Annotated in this window: 18 protein-coding genes; 5 read left to right on the forward strand and 13 right to left on the reverse strand. The window is 69.2% G+C overall.

The window, feature by feature from the left end; all coding sequences use genetic code 11:
- The first annotated feature begins 157 nt into the window (after positions 1 to 157).
- Positions 158 to 865 carry a helix-turn-helix domain-containing protein gene (locus V7787_RS20200; RefSeq protein WP_336089323.1) on the forward strand — a complete coding sequence of 236 codons (708 nt, stop codon included), beginning with the start codon at positions 158 to 160 and terminating at the stop codon, positions 863 to 865.
- Positions 866 to 1,019: 154 nt separating this feature from the next.
- Here V7787_RS20200 and V7787_RS20205 read toward each other — a convergent pair whose 3' ends face one another.
- Both V7787_RS20205 and V7787_RS20210 read right to left on the reverse strand, forming a co-directional pair.
- Positions 1,020 to 1,703: a YdcF family protein gene (locus V7787_RS20205; RefSeq protein WP_336089324.1), complete on the reverse strand. Its 684-nt coding sequence runs from the start codon at positions 1,701 to 1,703 to the stop codon at positions 1,020 to 1,022.
- A 95-nt stretch (positions 1,704 to 1,798) separates the two neighbouring features.
- Positions 1,799 to 2,215: a hypothetical protein gene (locus tag V7787_RS20210; RefSeq protein WP_336089325.1), complete on the reverse strand. Its 417-nt coding sequence runs from the start codon at positions 2,213 to 2,215 to the stop codon at positions 1,799 to 1,801.
- A 212-nt stretch (positions 2,216 to 2,427) separates the two neighbouring features.
- On the opposite strand from V7787_RS20210, the gene V7787_RS20215 reads away from it, so the two are divergent.
- Genes V7787_RS20215 through V7787_RS20225 form a run of 3 tightly spaced genes read left to right on the forward strand, consistent with a single transcriptional unit; the run spans position 2,428 to position 5,340 of the window.
- Complete coding sequence (locus V7787_RS20215; RefSeq protein WP_336089327.1) at positions 2,428 to 3,651, forward strand: beta-ketoacyl-[acyl-carrier-protein] synthase family protein; 1,224 nt, start codon at positions 2,428 to 2,430, stop codon at positions 3,649 to 3,651.
- Positions 3,648 to 4,454 carry a beta-ketoacyl synthase chain length factor gene (locus V7787_RS20220; protein WP_336089328.1) on the forward strand — a complete coding sequence of 269 codons (807 nt, stop codon included), beginning with the start codon at positions 3,648 to 3,650 and terminating at the stop codon, positions 4,452 to 4,454. Before V7787_RS20215 ends, V7787_RS20220 begins: the two co-directional genes overlap by 4 nt.
- Positions 4,447 to 5,340 carry a glycosyltransferase family 2 protein gene (locus tag V7787_RS20225; RefSeq protein ID WP_336089329.1) on the forward strand — a complete coding sequence of 298 codons (894 nt, stop codon included), beginning with the start codon at positions 4,447 to 4,449 and terminating at the stop codon, positions 5,338 to 5,340. The genes V7787_RS20220 and V7787_RS20225 overlap by 8 nt, the downstream gene beginning before the upstream one ends.
- A gap of 536 nt (positions 5,341 to 5,876) precedes the next feature.
- Here V7787_RS20225 and V7787_RS20230 read toward each other — a convergent pair.
- From V7787_RS20230 to V7787_RS20280, 11 genes are all read right to left on the reverse strand, one after another.
- Positions 5,877 to 6,377: a hypothetical protein gene (locus V7787_RS20230; protein ID WP_336089331.1), complete on the reverse strand. Its 501-nt coding sequence runs from the start codon at positions 6,375 to 6,377 to the stop codon at positions 5,877 to 5,879.
- A 189-nt stretch (positions 6,378 to 6,566) separates the two neighbouring features.
- Positions 6,567 to 7,184: a hypothetical protein gene (locus V7787_RS20235; protein ID WP_336089332.1), complete on the reverse strand. Its 618-nt coding sequence runs from the start codon at positions 7,182 to 7,184 to the stop codon at positions 6,567 to 6,569.
- A gap of 103 nt (positions 7,185 to 7,287) precedes the next feature.
- Positions 7,288 to 8,028, reverse strand: a complete 741-nt coding sequence (gene fabG, locus V7787_RS20240) for a 3-oxoacyl-ACP reductase FabG (protein WP_336089334.1) — start codon at positions 8,026 to 8,028, stop codon at positions 7,288 to 7,290.
- A gap of 160 nt (positions 8,029 to 8,188) precedes the next feature.
- Positions 8,189 to 8,695 carry a hypothetical protein gene (locus V7787_RS20245; protein ID WP_336089335.1) on the reverse strand — a complete coding sequence of 169 codons (507 nt, stop codon included), beginning with the start codon at positions 8,693 to 8,695 and terminating at the stop codon, positions 8,189 to 8,191.
- A gap of 219 nt (positions 8,696 to 8,914) precedes the next feature.
- The gene (locus V7787_RS20250; RefSeq protein ID WP_336089337.1) at positions 8,915 to 9,346 is read right to left on the reverse strand and encodes a hypothetical protein; all 432 of its coding nucleotides are present in this window, start codon (positions 9,344 to 9,346) and stop codon (positions 8,915 to 8,917) included.
- Entirely contained in the window at positions 9,333 to 11,681 is a 2,349-nt protein-coding gene (locus tag V7787_RS20255) for an MMPL family transporter (RefSeq protein ID WP_336089338.1), read from the reverse strand. The genes V7787_RS20250 and V7787_RS20255 overlap by 14 nt, the downstream gene beginning before the upstream one ends.
- On the reverse strand, positions 11,681 to 12,394 hold the full coding sequence (locus tag V7787_RS20260) for a LolA-related protein (protein WP_336089339.1): 714 nt from the start codon (positions 12,392 to 12,394) through the stop codon (positions 11,681 to 11,683). The genes V7787_RS20255 and V7787_RS20260 overlap by 1 nt, the downstream gene beginning before the upstream one ends.
- Complete coding sequence (locus V7787_RS20265) at positions 12,318 to 13,292, reverse strand: LpxL/LpxP family acyltransferase (RefSeq protein ID WP_336089340.1); 975 nt, start codon at positions 13,290 to 13,292, stop codon at positions 12,318 to 12,320. Before V7787_RS20265 ends, V7787_RS20260 begins: the two co-directional genes overlap by 77 nt.
- Complete coding sequence (locus tag V7787_RS20270; protein WP_336089341.1) at positions 13,289 to 13,687, reverse strand: hypothetical protein; 399 nt, start codon at positions 13,685 to 13,687, stop codon at positions 13,289 to 13,291. Before V7787_RS20270 ends, V7787_RS20265 begins: the two co-directional genes overlap by 4 nt.
- An 83-nt stretch (positions 13,688 to 13,770) precedes the next feature.
- On the reverse strand, positions 13,771 to 14,478 hold the full coding sequence (locus tag V7787_RS20275; RefSeq protein ID WP_336089342.1) for a hypothetical protein: 708 nt from the start codon (positions 14,476 to 14,478) through the stop codon (positions 13,771 to 13,773).
- Positions 14,479 to 14,596: 118 nt separating this feature from the next.
- Positions 14,597 to 14,866, reverse strand: coding sequence for a phosphopantetheine-binding protein (locus V7787_RS20280; RefSeq protein WP_336089343.1), 270 nt, complete (start codon positions 14,864 to 14,866; stop codon positions 14,597 to 14,599).
- Positions 14,867 to 15,231: 365 nt separating this feature from the next.
- On the opposite strand from V7787_RS20280, the gene V7787_RS20285 reads away from it, so the two are divergent.
- Positions 15,232 to 16,248, forward strand: coding sequence for a chorismate transformation enzyme, FkbO/Hyg5 family (locus V7787_RS20285; RefSeq protein ID WP_336089344.1), 1,017 nt, complete (start codon positions 15,232 to 15,234; stop codon positions 16,246 to 16,248).
- The last annotated feature ends 50 nt before the right edge of the window (positions 16,249 to 16,298 follow it).

The raw sequence follows: 16,298 nt of genomic DNA on the forward strand, positions 1-16,298 counted from the left end.
CAGGCCGTGCACGCGGGCAAGCCTCACCGCCGACGGCCATCGCTGAATTTTCGGAATTCGCAAACAGATTTCGTAAACTGAACAAGCCCCGCCCCGACTCGCTTGGCAAGCCGATGACGCCCGCCTAGAGTCGCCGTGAACTCCCTCGGCCCCGTCCATGCCCGCCAAGCGCAGCAAGACCGTCACCGTCGCCGCGCCAGCCGCCGTCCACAATCCGGGCGTCGCCTTGCGCGCCCTGCGCCGCCAGCGCGGCTGGACCCTGGCCGAAATCGGCGCGCGCACCGGTCTGCCGATCTCGACTTTGTCGAAGATCGAGAACGGCAAGATGTCGCTGAGCTTCGACAAGCTCACCCGCATCGCCCAAGGCCTGGAAGTGGACATCGGCGAGCTGTTTTCCTCGCAGCCGCCGGCCGGCAACGACGCCTTCAGCGGCCGCCGCAGCATCACCCGCGCCGGCGAAGGCTATGCGATCGGCACCGAAAACTACGGCCACCTCTATCCCGCCGCGGAACTGCTCAACAAACGGCTGGTGCCGATCTTCGCCGAGGTCCACGCGCGTTCGCTGGAGGAATTCGGCGAACTGATCCGCCACAGCGGCGAGGAATTCGCGCTGGTGCTGGAAGGCGCGATCGAACTGCACAGCGAGTTGTACGCGCCGGCGCGGTTGGAAGTGGGCGACTCGATTTATTTCGACAGCGCCATGGGCCACGCCTACATCGCCGCCGCGCCGGGCCGTTGCCGGGTGCTGGCGGTGTGCTCGGGGGGCGAGTCGCATCTGCGCGAAGCGATGTTGCGCCAGAACAGCGCCGAAGCCGCGCGCCCGGCCGCGCGCGGCGTGCGCGGCCGCCGCTCCGGCGAAGACTGAGCCGGCCGCGCCTGCCATGAATCGCGCGCCGCCGCGCGGCGCCGGCAAGAGCCGTAAGCCCGCCGCGGCGGATTGCGGTCACAAGATCGGCAAACGCCGATCACGACGCTGCGTTTTCCCGTTTTGAAAGTGGTTTCGGCGCGAACCGGCGCGCTCAGCTGACCCGCGCGAGCATGCGCTGGCTGCCGATCAAGCGCGCCCAGCGCGCGCCGATGTCGCTCATGCACACATAGCCGGCTTCGCCGAGCAGCCGCGGCCACATCCGCGGCGCCAGCGACAGACGCGGCTCGGCCGCGCACAGCTCCCAGTCGTAGCCCAGGCGGCGCGCGAACCAGGCGCAACGGGCCAGGTGATAGCGGCTGCTGAGCAAGGTCACCCGCGAATGCATCCGCTCGCCCAGCACCGCGCGCGCATTGCGCAGGTTCTGCAAGGTATCGCGCGATTCCGATTCCAGGCGCAGCGGCGCATCCGCCGGCAGGCCGCGCGCAAGCAATCCGCGCCGCGCCAGTTCGGCCTCGGTCGGCTCGTTCTCCGGGCCGCCGCCGAGCAACACCAGACACGCCGGCGGCCGTTCGCGCCACAACGCCATCGCCCGATCCAGGCGCGCTTGGAAATCGGCATCCAACCGCCCGCCCGGCGCGTGCTTGCCGAACAGCAACACGCACTCGCCGCGCTCGGGCCGGCACGGCGCGCGCCGCGCCACCCGCAACACGTGCAGCAGATAACCCAGATACACCAGGCCGGCGCTGAGCACGCAAACCACGACCGTGATCAGCGCGACATGCAGGATGTCGCGGTCGCCGAACAATGCGATGCGGTGAGCGGTGCGGCTGGTCAAGAGAAAAACCGGTGGCGGCGGACGAAGAGCGGCGATCAAGACAGCGGCGGCGGCGATGCCCGCGGCGCGGCCGATGCCGCGCCGCGGAGACCGGCTCAGTCTTGCGCGGACAACTGCAGGTTGGTCGACAGGTCGGTGGTCAGATAACCGATCCAGCCCAGATAGTTCTTGTGGATGTACGGCTTGCCGCCCTTGAGCTTGTAGTCGAGGTTGTTGCTGTCGACGTAGGCGAAACGCACGTGCTTGGCGTCGTAGGTGACCCGGATGCGGGCGACGTGGGCGCGCAGGTTCAAGGTGGAATCGATCTGGCCCGGCTGTTCGTTGGTGATCGACCAACCGCGGCCCATCAGCGCGCGCTTGATGTCCTTGGCGACCTTGGCCGGATCGGTGCCGGCCGGAATGGCGATCGGATCGGGATCGATCAGCGGCGCCGAACGCGCCTGCACCGCTCCCGGAAATGCCGCGAACGCGGCCAGACACAACGCCGCCAACATCAGATGCATCAAACGCATGGTGTTTCCCCCTGTGGTCGGGATCCTCCGTGGATCCCCTGAACGGTGCCGCGCCGATCGCCCCGAACGCGCCGCGGCGGCCTGAACAGCCGCCGCGCGGCGATGAACCGACCCGCAGCGGCGGCCATGATACGCGGCTGCGTCGCGGCCGGCCGGCGACAGCGGGTGGCTATACTTCCGGCTGATTCCGCACGCAGCGTCGTACCTGTCTAGTGACATCCAACGTCTCACCGATGCCGCCGCTGGCGATCCGCGCCTACACCGCCACCACCGCGCTCGGGCACGGCCTGCAAGCCCAGGCCCGGGCCCTGCGCGAACGCCGCGGCGGCCTGCGTCGCAACGATTTCGCCCCGCTGGCGCCGGATCAGGCGCCGCTGGATTGCTGGATCGGCCGGGTCGAGGGCGTGGAAGACGCGCCGCTGCCGGCGGCGCTGGCCGACTGGGAATGCCGCAACAACCGCCTGGCCTGGATGAGCCTGCAGCACGACGGCGTGCCCGCGGCCATCGCCGCGGCGGTCGCGCGCTACGGCGCCGATCGGGTGGCGGTGATCGTCGGCACCTCCACCTCCAGCATCGGCGCGACCGAACAGGCCTATGCCGGCCTGCAAGGCGATCCGCCGCGTTTCCCGCAGGAATTGTCGGCGCCGATCCTGCACACCCCGCATTCGCTGGGCGCGTTCGTCGCCGCGGCGACCGGCCTGCGCGGCCCGTGCGCGACCGTGGCCACCGCGTGCTCGTCCAGCGCCAAGGTGTTCGCGCAAGCGGCACGGTTGATCCAGTCCGGCCTGGCCGACGCGGCCCTGGTCGGCGGCGTGGACACCTTGTGCGGCAGCGTGCTGTTCGGCTTCAACTCGCTGCAGTTGGTTTCCACCGAGCCGTGCAAACCCTTCGACGCGAACCGGGTCGGCTTGTCGCTGGGCGAGGCCGGCGGTTTCGCCGTGCTCGAACGCCGCGACGGCGACGCCGCCAGCGGTCTGGAGCTGCGCGGTTACGGCGAGTCCAGCGACGCCCACCACATGTCCACCCCGCACCCGCAGGGTCTGGGCGCGCGCCTGGCGATGGCCGATGCGCTGGCCCGCGCCGGCATCGACGCGGGCGAGGTGGGTTATCTCAATCTGCACGGCACCGCCACGCCGGCCAACGATCAGGTCGAAGCCTTCGCGGTGGCGGCGATGTTTCCGCCCGCGCTGCACGCCAGTTCGACCAAGGGCTGGACCGGCCACACCCTCGGCGCGGCCGGCATCGTCGAATCGGCGATCGCCCTGCTCGCGCTGGAAAGCGGCGAGTTGCCCGGCATTCTCAACAGCGTCGAACCCGATCCCGGCAACGGTCCGCAGATCCGCTTCGACAACGCCCGCCACTCCATTCGGTACGCGATGAACAACTCTTTCGGTTTCGGCGGCAATAACTGCTCGCTGGTGTTCGCGCGCGCATGAGCGCTCCCATCGCGCGTCCGGCCGCGGCGTTGAGCGCCGGCATCGAGGGCATCGGTTACTGGAGCCGCGGCCTGCCCGACTGGAACGCCGCGCGCGCCTATGCGCTGGGCCAGGCCGACGCCGTCGCCGACGCGCCGACGCGGCCGGCGCCGACCTTGTTGGCCGCCAACGAACGCCGGCGCGCGCCGGAAACGGTGGCGGTGGCGCTGGAAGTGGCCCTGGCCGCGTGCCAGGCCGCCGGCCGCGATCCGGCCGGCCTGTCCTCGGTGTTCGCCTCCAGCCACGGCGACATGCAGATCACCGATTACATGTGCGCGACCTTGGCCAGCGAACCGCGCACGATCTCGCCGACCCGCTTCCACAACTCGGTGCACAACGCCGCCGCCGGCTACTGGACCATCGGCGCCGGGGCGATGCGCCCGGCCACCGCGCTGAGCGCGTTGCAGGCCAGTTTCGCCCAGGGACTGATCGAAGCGCTGAGCCAGATCGCCACTGGCGAGGACGCCGCGTTGCTGGTCGGTTACGACGGCGGCGGCTACGGCCCCTTGGCCGAAATCGCGCACAGCCAGGGCCTGCTCGGCGGCGCGCTGGTGCTGACGCGCGCGCGTGAGGGCCTGCCGACCCTGCGCGCCTGGCTGGGAGAATCGGCGCAGTCCGAGCCCGGCCGGCTGGCCCAGCGCGAGGCCGGCAACGCCAGCGCGCCGATGCTGCCCTTGTTCGACGCCCTGGCTGCGCGGCATGATCGCGTCGCGTTGCCGGCGGGCGCCGGCCGCAGCCTGTGGGTGGAACTGAGCCATGACTGACACTTCGTCGCCTGGACGCGACACGACCGCGCCGGCCTGGGCGCGAACTTCCGCGAACGGCGGCGCGCGCGTGCGGCTGGACCGGCACAACGTCGCGGTGGTGATTCCCGCGCTCAACGAGGCGCTGCGCATTCGCGAAGTGGTCGAAGGCGCGCTGGCGCAATGCGCGCAAGTGATCGTGATCGACGACGGCTCCGACGACGGCACCGGCGAGCGCATCGCCGACCTGCCGGTGACGTTGCTGCGCCATCGCCAGCGCCAAGGCAAGGGCGCGAGCCTGCGCGACGGTTTCGCCGAAGCGCAGCGGCGCGGCGCGGCGGCGGTGGTGACCATGGACGGCGACGGCCAGCACGCGGCCGAAGACATTCCGCGTTTGATCGACAGCGCCAACCGCCATCCTGGCCACATCGTGATCGGCGCGCGCCTGCGCAAGCGTGCCTCGCAGCCGACCTATCGCCGGCTGGCCAACGGCTTCGGCGACTGGGGCGTGGCCTGGGGCACCGGCTATCAAGTCGCCGACAGCCAGAGCGGCCAACGCCTGTACCCGGCCGAGGTGATCGCGCTGGGCGAAGTGCCGGGCGAAGACTTCGTATTCGAAGCGCAGATCCTGATGTCGGCGGCGCAGCGCCTGGGCACCCGCTGCGTGTCGGTGCCGATCGAATCGCGCTACAACAGCCAGGATTCGCAGCAGCAATTCCGCGCCAGCCATTTCAAGCCGCTGCGCGATTTCAGCCGGATCACCTCACACATCGTGGTGCAGTGTTTGCGCCGCGGTGGCGTGCCAGCGGTGTATCGCAGCATCCGCGCGAACCCGCCGCTGATCGACGATCCCAGCGGCGAGTTCGGTAGCGAAGGCGTGCACAAAGCGCAGACGACATCGCGCTGATTCCACACAAACCCCGCGAAAGCAGTTCCCCCCTTTGAAAAAGGGGGGCTAGGGGGGATTTGCTCTTGCTCCCAAGCGCCCGCAAAAGCTCAAATCCCCCGCGCCCGCTACGCGAGCGCCGCCCCCTTTTCTAAAGGGGGCAATGGCTGCTGCGCCGATACTCAAAGGCGCAGACGACGTCGCGCCGACTCCGCACGCCCCCCGCGAAAGCAGTTCCCCCCTTTGAAAAAGGGGGGGTAGGGAGGATTTGCTTTTGCTCCCAAGCAACCGCAAAAGCTCAAATCCCCCGCGCCCGCTGCGCGAGCGCCGCCCCCTTTTCTAAAGGGGGCAATGGCTGTTGCGCCGATACTCAAAGGCGCAGACGACGTCGCGCCGACTCCGCACGCCCCCCGCGAAAGCAGTTCCCCCCTTTGAAAAAGGGGGGTTAGGGGGGATTTGCTTTCGCTCTCAAGCAACCGCAAAAGCTCAAATCCCCGCGCCCGCTGCGCGAGCGCCGCCGCCTTTTCTAAAGGGGGCAATGGTTGCTGCGCCGATGCTTAGTCGCGCGGCGGCGGACTGGCACCCGGATTCGGACTCACCGGCCCCTGCGGACCCGGATCGTTCAACGGCGGCGGATTGAGCACATAGATCGCCACCCCGCGCGCGAACTTCTGCCGCGGACTGATGCTGATCCCGACCCCGCCGCCGCTGAAATGACGACCGCCGCCGTAACTGCCGCCGCCCGCACCGACGCTGACGCCGGTACCGCCCGCGCCGTCCTGGGTGCCCTGGAACAACACCCCGTTGGCGCCGAGCTTGGCCGCCTCGACGCGCAGCTTGTTGAGCACCGAATTGGTCTTGTTCTGCTCGCCGTAGGTGAATGCGCCGCTGTTGCTCTCGAGCAAGGCGATTTCCTCGTAACGGCTCGGCGGCGGCGCGAAATACACCCGCACCTGCTCCACCGGCACCGGCGGCCGCGGCGTGCCGGTCATTACGTGCGAGCTGGCACAGGCGGCCAGCAACGAAGTCGTCAGCGCGAGCAGAAGCGGTCTGAACATGGCGGCGATCCCGATATCGGACAGGCAGCCATGCTACGCCGGGCCGCCCCAGCGCGGGGTGAAGCGGGCGCCGCCCGACGCCGCGCCGCTACCGATGGTCCGGGTGCCCCGAGATGCAGACATAAAAAAGCCCGGCCGGAACCTGCATCGCAGGCTCGGGCCGGGCCGTGGATCGCGCGCGTGGGCCGCTTACGGCGCCGCGACGCCGTCCTCGGCGTGCAACACCAGTTCCGCACGATCCTTGGGCAGCATCTTGTTCCACTTGACCAGGTAGTCGGCCTTCTTCTCGGCGACGCTGGCCTTATTGGCTTCGTACCAGGCTTCCGCTTCCGGGCTCATCGACACGTACTTGCCGGCGGCCGTCCACTTCTTGAAATCGTCGCTGAGCAGGCTGTACTCGGCATCGGCGCGGTTGTGGATGGGCAGCAGCGAGAAACGCGCCTTCCACGCGCCCGGGCGCGGGCTGATCAGCACGTAATAGGTCTTGCCGGCGTCGAGCTTGGCGTCGAGGAAGTCGGCGTTTTCGGCGATCACCATGAAACGGTGTTCGCCCGGCTCGACCTGCACGGCCAGCTTGTTCTTGTTCTGGACCACGCCGAGGAAGCGCGTGTCGCTGTCGGGCGCGGCGTACACCGAAGACGAAATGGCGCTGCCGACGAAGGACGAACGCAAGAACACCACCAGGGCCTTGCCCGCCTCGGGCTTGGGATCCTGATCGGCGGCGAGCGGCATCTTCACCGACTTGGCGAACGCCGTCGGCGCGCACAGCAATAGCAGCAGCAGCGCATAGCGCAGCAGTTTGGACATGATGTTTCCCCTTGAAGCCGCCGATCCATTCGGCGAGCGCGGGATAGATTATGCGTTCTGCGTCACACTGCACAGCCACCACAGAAACCGTGCCGCGCAGCGCCTAGCCCATCCCACCGTTGATCCCGATCACCTGCCCGCTGATGTAACCGGCATCGTCCGAACACAGGAACCCGACCAGCGCGGCGACCTCATCGGCACGGCCGGCGCGCCCGGCCGGGACCATCTGCTTGATCGCCTCGGGCGGGAACGCCTCGGCGGCCATGCGGCCCTCGATCACGCCGGGCGCGACCACGTTGACGGTGATGCCGCGGCTGGCCATTTCCCGCGCCAGCGATTTGGACGCGCCGTGCAGCGCGGCTTTGGCCGCGGCGTAATTGGTCTGCCCGCGATTGCCCAACACCGCCGCGACCGAAGACACGCTGACGATGCGCCCCCAGCGGGTGCGCGCCATCGGCAGCAGCAGCGGCTGGGTGACGTGGAAGAAGCCGTGCAGGGACACATCGATCACCCGCTTCCACTGCTGCGCGCTCATGCCCGCCATCGGCGCGTCGTCGTGGATGCCGGCGTTGTTGATCACGCCCTGGATCGGGCCGTCCTGCAGCAAGCCCTCGATCGCGCGCGCGGCGGCGTCGCCGTCGGCGACGTCGAAGGTGATCGCTTCGGCGTAGCCGCCGCCGTCGCGGATCTGCGCGACCACCGCTTCGGCGCGCTCGATCCCGCTGTTGGCGTGCACGATCACCCGCCAGCCCTGCGCGGCCAGACGCAGGCAGATCGCGCGGCCCAGATCGCCGCTGCCGCCGGTGACCAAGGCGCGGCGCGAAGGGACGGAGGGCTCGGACATGGGGCGATTCCTGGGCCTGGGCCCGATGCTCAAACCCCGATTGTAGAAGCCCACGCCCACCGCCGCGCGCTTGCCGGTCCCCGCTCCGCCACGGCGCCGCGCGGAGCGGGGACCGTCCGCCCCCGCGGAATCTGCGCCCCGTCGGGGCCCGGGCCGACCCTCAGTAATGCGGAAACTGGTCCGGCGACGGCGGCTGGCCGCTGCGGCCGTGGAGCGAATCGATCGTGCGCATGGACTGATCGACCACCCGGCCTTCGCTGTCGCAAGACAGTTGCTGCACGCCGCGCCACATCGCCCATTCGCGATGGCCGTCGTCTTCGGCGTCTTCATCGCCGTCGACGGCGACCACGCACCATTCCAGGCTGCGCTGCGCGTACGGCTCCTGGCGCATCGCCGCCCAGTGGTCGAAATCGATCTCGACCCGGCCGCTGTCGACGGTGGTTTCCAGCCACTGCGCGAACAGCGGCGAGCGAGCGCCCAGCAACAGATGCATGTCGACCCAGGTGTCTTGCGGCATGTCCGGGTCGTAGGGCCGGTCGCAGCGTTCGAACCACGCCAGCTGCGCGCCGCGGCGCTGGCCGAAGACGATGCGCAGATCGAAGCGGTGGCCGAAATGACCGTCTTGGCGGTGCGGGCCGCGGTCCTGGAAGTGGAACTGCATGGGCATCGCTTCGCTCCTGGTGCGGTGGGCCGCAATGCTGGAGGAAACGCTTTGGGGGCGATGGTGTGAATGCTTGCCGGATTGCCCTCACCCCAACCCCTCTCCCGCAAGCGGGAGAGGGGCTATCAACTTCAGGGAGAGGGTTGGCTTCGAGTCCTTCTCCCGCTTGCGGCGCCCGAAGGGTGTGCAAGGCTGAGAAGGTGCCCGAAGGGCGGATGAGGGCCGCTAGTCCGACCGCACCATCACCGCCGCGCGCCCTTGCGCGATGACATCGCCGGCATGCCGAATCTCAAACTCGTACTGCCAACTCTCGCCGGTATCGATGAGCTTGCGCCCGACACCTTCCAACGCCCCAGGCAAGTCGTCGATACGCGCCACCTGCAACTGCACACCGCGCAACGCCACCAACACCCCAGGCTTGGCGACGCCACCGTGCTTGGCCGCCGACAAACCGCCATGCACCGCCATCAACTGCGCGCCGTACTCGCACAAGTGCACCGCATGCAAACCGCCAGCGCCGCGCAATGGATGCGCCGGATCGCGATGTCCGTCGCTGCGCAAAACGATGCGCTCTTCATCCCACTCCAGCACCTGCTCCCACAGGCACATCAGCCCCTGATGCGGAATCAGCGCCGCGATGTCCTCACGCCTGCGCATCGTCGCCCTCTTCCAGCATCGCCGCCGGCTCGCGCACGATCAGCAGCGCCAGCACGAAATTGAAGGCGACGCCCAACGCGACCGTGGCGCCGATCGCGCGCAACACCGGAATCGACGACAGCGCCAGCAATGCGAACACCATCAACGTGGTCAGGCTGCAAACGATCACCGCATGCAAAGTGCGCAGCTGTTCGGCGCGGTCGTCGCCGGCGTGATCGAAGAACAAGGCGTAATCCAGCCCCAGACCCGCGGCCAGAATCAACGAAACCAGGTGGAACAGATTCAATTCCACGCCCAGGCCGCGCAGCACCGCCAGAATCAGCAGCGTGGTCAGCGCCATCGGCGCGAGCACGCGCAGCGCCCGCCGCGGCGAACGCAGGGCGATCCATACCGCCGCGGCCAACAGCACGCCGGCCAAGCCCAGCGCCATCAGCACCCGGCCGCGGTACTCGGCGACCAAGGACTCCGAGGCCTGCTTCAAGTCGAGCAGTTGCGCGCCATGCTCGCGCACCACGTCGGCGACCACGTCCGGATCGCGCAGGCCGGTCAGCGACACCAGTGCGGTGGTGCGGTCGCCGCGCTGCAACAACAAACCTTCCACGCTCACCGCCAGCGGCGTGCCGGCCAGATCGCTCACCCGCAACGGCTCGGCGTGACGGGCGCGCTCGACATCGCGCAGGAAATCGGCGAAGGCATCGCCGCGGAACGGCGTGGCCGCGACCGCGCTGTCGAGCGCGGCGCGCAAGCTCGCCGGATCAGGCAGCCGCTGCTGGCGTTCGCGCTGGGTCTTGGCGCTGGGCAGATAGCGCGCGGCCAGGTCGTACCCGGCGATGGCGCCGCGCTGGCGCAGCAACGGCAGCTGCGGCAACAGCGCTTCGGAGGCCTGCAACGCCGCCTCGGTATCGCGGCCGTCGATGGCGATGATATAGCGCACGTCCGGCGCGCCGATCTCGCCGCGCAGTTGCATGTCGCGCGCCATCGCCGCCTCCGGCACCGGCGTCAGCTTGGCCAGATCGTTCTGCCAGAACGCGCCGGGCACGAACAGGATCACCGCCAAGGCCAGCGCCGCGATCAGCGACACGCTGGCCACGCCCAGCCGCGGCCAGCGCGCGAGCGCGCTCCACACCCGCGCCAGCCGCTGCGATTGGGCGACATCGCGCGGGGCCGGATCGATCAGCGCCGGCAGCACGAAACGGGTGGTCAGCGCCGCGGTGGCCAGACCGACGATGGTGAACACCGCCAGTTGCTGCAAGCCATCGACGCCGGAAACAAAGAACGTCAGGTAGGCGATACAGGTCGAAGCCACGCCGGTGCCCAGCGTCGGCCACAGACTGCGCGCGCTGGCCCAGGGCGACAGCCCGGGTCGCTGATGACTGAACAAATGGATCGGGTAATCCTGGACCACGCCGATCAAGGTGAAACCGAACGCGACGGTGATGCCGTGCACGCCTTCGAACACCGCCGCGACCGCGCCCAGGCCGGCCAGACCCGCGGTGGCCAGCGGCAGGCCGCCGATCAGCGGCGCCTTCCAGCTGCGATACGCCAGCCACAACAGCGCGATGAACACCAGGCTGTCGATGGTGCCGATCAAACTCGCTTCGCGCTGGGTGCGTCCGCCGATTTCCAGCGAGAACGCGCCCGGGCCGCTGACCGTCAACGCCGATTTGCTGGTCCCGCGCACTTGCGCGAACGCTTGCTGGATCGCGCCGATCGCCGCTTGCTGCCCGGTCGGATCGAATCCGGCCGCGCGCGTTTCCACCGCCAACAACGCTTCCTTGCCGGCGCGGTCGAACCACACGCCGTCGAGCAGCTGCGGCGCCTGCGCCGGTTGCCAGGCCTCGGCCAGACGCAGCATTTCCAGGGTCGGATCGCTGGGCAGCAGCGGTTCGATCAGTTCGCCCGCGGGCGAGCCCAGATCCTGCACGCGGGTATCGAGTTGCTCGCGCAGATACGCCGCATCGAGCGCGTTTTCGTCGAGCGTGGGCGACAACAGATAGCGGTACGGACGCAAGCGCTCGGGCACCGCGTCCAGGCCCAGGCCGGCGCCGTTGGCGACCAGTTTGATCTGCGCTTGTTTGGCCAGCCGCTCGCGCAGCGCCTGCGATTGCGCGGCCAGCGCCGCCGGGTCGTCGCCGCCGATCGCCAACAGCAACAAGCGCGAACCCGGACCTTCGCCGAGTTCGTCGATCAGCAGCTTCTGTGCCGGCGTCTGCGCGCTGGGCATGAAGCGGCGCAGATCGCCGCTGAGTTTCAGGTTCGCGCCGATCGCCCAGCCGGCCAGGGCCAGCACGCCCAGCCACAGCAGGGCCAAGCCCAGACGCCGCGCCGGGGTCATCAACGCGCGGCGCCGTGGCCGCGGCACAGCGCCGCGAGCTGGCTGGCGTCGCTCACGCCGGCGGCCGCGCGCGCGGCGCCGGCGAGCAAGGTGCGTTGCTGCTCGTTGGCGCGCGCCGGGCGGGTTTCGATGCAGCGCAGTTCGGCGTCGCGGCCGAGCAGGACGATCTCGCGGATGCGTTCGGCCACGCGCGCGTCCTTCGGCGTCAGAGTGATGGTCCACTGCCGGCGGGTGCCTTCGGCGGCCACCCGGTAATGCTGTTCCAGCGCGGCGCGGTCGCCGCCGAGCAAGGCGCCGAAACTGGCCTGCAGCGCAACCAGTTCGGGCGCACGCGACAGCGAGAACTTCTTCGCAGGCTTGCCGACGCGGGCAATCTCGACCTCGCCCTGCCCCGGCTTGGCGCCGGTGCGGATGGTGGTGGTTTCCGCGTACGGCTCGCGCACCTCGCGCACCAGGGTGGTCGCATCCGGACGGCGGTATTCGCCGGCCACCCGCAGCGGCGCCTTCAACAGGGCCGAGCCGCGCACCTCGACGAAGTCGGTGCGCGCGGGAATCGGCTGGGCCAGGCGCGGCAGGATCCAGGCCGGGTCGGCGGCTTGCGCGGCGTCCGCGGCGGACGCCGGCGGCGCCGGGGTGTCAGTAACCGGAGCGGCGTGCGGCGACCCGGCGGCGAACATCAGCGCCAGCATCAGGCAAGGCTTGTTGAGCGTCATCGGCGTGCCAGAAATCGTAGAAGTTGAACCAGTTGTACGGCGCGCTGCGGGCGTGGTGCTGCAGGCGTTCGGCATAGCGCTGGACCAGCGCGGCCAGCACCGCCGGGCGGTTATGCCGCTCGATCGCCACACCTTCGCTGAACGATTCGAACACCAGGTCGTAGCGCGAGCCGCCACGATACAGGCCGAACGCCAACACCACCGGCAACTTCAACGCCGCCGCGATCAGCCACGGCGCGGTCGGGAACGGCGCGCTGGCGCCGAGAAAGCTCGCGCTGGTCGAGGCCTCGCCCGGCGCGGCGCGATCGACCAGCAGCGCGACGATGGCGCCTTCGTCGGTGGCCTGCTTGATCGCCAGCACGATCGACGGACCGTCCTGGCCGGCATCGATGACGTTGTTGGCGATCTGCGGATCCAGCGCATCGAGCAATTGGGTCAGTTGCGGATTGTGGGCGCGGTCCAGCACCACCCGCACCTTGGCCTCGGGCCGCTGCCGCGCGAGCACGCGCAAGGCCTCGAAACTGCCCAGGTGCGAGCCGAACAACAGCATCCCTTGGCCGCGCTCGATCTGCCGATCCAGCGGCTCCAGCCCGCTGACCCGCACATCGAACCGGCCCATGCCGCCGCGCAGCATGTACAAGCGGTCCAGGATGGTCGCGGCGAAGGTGTGGATGTGGCGCGCGACCTCCATCAGCCCCGGCGCGCGATCGAGCACGCGGGTCAGATACGCGCGCGAAGCGCGGCGCTCGGGGCCGCGCACGATCAGGAAGTAGGCGACGATCGGATACAGGGTCAGCCGCGCGATCGCGCGGCCGCCGTTGCTGGCGATGAAGCGGATCAGATGGAAGGCGAAGCGGCTGCCGCCTTCCGGGCGTTGCTTCCAATGCGAAGGGTTCATGCGTGCGCGTCCGTGGCAGGCGAAGGGGTTTGGGGCGGGTCGGCGGCGATCTCGCCGCTGGCCAGAATCTCATCGGCGTGCCGCACCCGGAATTTCCAGCGCGCCGGCGCGACCGATTCCAGTTCGACCTCGGCCGCTTGTCCGGGCAGCAGCGGCCGCATGAACTTCACTTGCGGCAGGCGCACGCCGGTCAACGGCCCGTGCTCGGCCTGGACCGCCTCGATCGCCCGCTCCAGCAGCACCACGCCGGGCACCAGCGGCCGGCCCGGGAAGTGACCCGGGAGGCAGGGATGATCGGCGGCAATAACGAACTGCATGGTGCGGTAATTAAGCGGCGTGGCGGCTGAAATCGAAGGATAAAGCAGCCCACCGCAAAACGTGACGAAAACCGGCATTTTCGCGTCGGTTCGGGTTCATCGCCCCAGCGTGGCGCGGTTTGCGGCGGCGTGGGCGGGAGTTTCCAGGCCGAAGCGCGCGCTCAGGAAAACAGCTCTTTCCAGAACTTCGGCCCGAGTTGGGCCATCTTGCGGAAGAAATCGATGAAGCCCTTTTCCGGGCGATCCTTGAACAAACGTCGCCGCACCAGGTATTCGACCGCGAACACGCCGCCGACCACCCCGTAATTGAAGATGTTGGCGAACCAGGACCACTGCTCGCGGCTGATCGCCAGCGCCGGCGTGTAACCGAGCCGGAACAAAAAGCCGTCGGGCACGGCGATGGTCGCCAGCGCGCCGTTGACCACGGCCAGCAGCGCCAGCACGCCGGCCCACACCGCGGTGAGGCGGCGGGTGTAGCGATACAGGTCCGGGGCCAGTTCGTCCGGCGCGCAGCCGTACAGCCCCGCGACGATGCGGGTGATCAGCCCCTGCCGCGGCGCGCGCAAGCTGCGCGCGAACCACCAGGACAACCACGCGTTGAACAACACCGGCGGCGCCAGCAGCAACACCTGCGCATACGGCGTGGCGGCCGACAGTGCCAACGCCGCCAGCAACGCTGCCGTGGCGATCCACGGCAGCAAGCGCGGCGCGAGCAAGCCGTCGATGGTCACGAACACCACCAGATCGGCCAGCGCCAACGCCGCCCACACGCCGCCGCCGTCGTGGCTGGCCCAATGCGCCAGCAACGGATATGCGATGGCCAGCAGCACACGCGCCGGTGCGCTGATGCGGGACCCGAGATCGTTCACGGCAGCAGCGTTCGGCACGGCGGAAACAGCGACGGCATCGGGCGCGACAGCGCGGCGCGCAGGTTTGCGGCGGCACTCATGAGATCACCCTCGCGCGACGCCGACCGCGCCGCACCGATCAAGCCGCGCGGTGTTGCTGGATGTGGTTCGACAGCGCGCGCAGCGAAGCGAAGATGCGCCGGTTCTCGTCGCTGTCCGAGCGCAGTTGGAAGCCGTAGCGCTTGGTGATCGCCAGGGCCAGCTCCAACGCGTCGATCGAATCCAGACCCAGCCCTTCGTTGAACAACGCCGCCTCCGGATCGATCTGCTCCGGCGCCACGTCTTCCAGGTTCAGGCTCTCGACCAGCAGCTGCGCCAGTTCGCGTTCGGCAGGGCTTTGTTCAGACATCGTGTGATCCGGTTGCGGCATAAGCGAGGGGCGCAACGATCCTTCATCGGCGCACGTCGTGCAACACGTCACAGTGGTCCGGCCCGGCCCACGCCCCCTCCCCGACGGCCAATCGCCAATCATTTCAATGGCTTGAGCGTTTCCGCCGATCCCGGGCCGGCGTCGCCGAACGTCGCAGCCGGCGCACTGTCCGGCGGGGCCGCAGGCTATCATTTGCGCATGAACTCACCCGCTTCCGAGTCCGGGACGGCCGCCGCCGCCGTCCCATCGTCCGATTTCCCGGATTCCGTCACACCCGCCGCCGTCACCCCTGGCGACACCGACACCCTGCGCACCGGCGCCGACGCGCCGCGGCGGGAGCGCCCGTGAGCGCCGCGCCCGCCATGATCACCGGCCCGCACCTGCAGGTGGATTACTTCCAGGCCACGCCCGAGCAACTGCTGGGTGAGGACGACACCCTGGCGGTGTTCGGCTTCGGCCAGGACGCGCCGCGCCACGACGACCCGCGCTACCTGCGCGTGCCGCTGGAATCCTTCGGCGACCGCCGCCTGGAACGCTGGCGCGCCAACGGGCCGGTGGTCAGCGGCCGCGACGGCGATCTGGCCTGGTCGGAAGACGGCTCGCTGCAATTCGGCGTGATCGAATTCGACGAACCCGATCCGCTGCCCGGCGAGGCCACCAACGGCGAGATCGCGCGCGCGGCCGAGTATCTGTACCGCAAGCTGGTCGCGTTCACCGCCGCGCGCGGCTATCCGCACTTGCTGCGCATCTGGAATTACCTGGACGGCATCACCCTGGGCCACGGCGACGAAGAGCGCTACCGCGTGTTCTGCGTCGGCCGCGCCGCCGGGCTCGGCGATTTCCCGATCGCGCGTTTGCCCGCGGCGACCGCGATCGGCCGTGTCGACGGCGCGCGCCGCCTGCAGGTGTATTGGCTGGCCTCGCGCACGCCGGGCACGCCGCTGGAGAATCCGCGCCAGGTCAGCGCCTACCGCTACCCGCGCAAGTACGGCCCGCAGTCGCCCAGCTTCGCCCGCGCGATGCTGCCGCCGCAGCCGGCGGCGATGCCGCTGCTGCTGTCGGGCACCGCCGCGGTGGTCGGGCACGAATCCAAGCACGCCGAATCGGTGGGCGCGCAGCTTGAAGAAACCCTGGCCAATTTCGACAGCCTGATCGGCGCGGCCCGCCAGCACCGGCCGGGGTTGCCGGTCGCGTTCGGTCCGGGTTCGTGCTTGAAGGTTTATGTGCGCGACGTGGAAGACATCGCCGAAGTCGCCGCCGAACTCGACCGCCGCTATGGCGAGCGGGTGCCGCGCATTCTGCTGCATGCGGCGATCTGCCGGCATGAGTTGCGGGTTGAGATCGATGGGGTGCATGGGTAGGTTTTGATTCGCGATTCGCGATTCGCGATTCGCGATTCGCGATTCGTGAT

This window comes from Pseudomonas sp. CGJS7 (genome assembly GCF_036961695.1).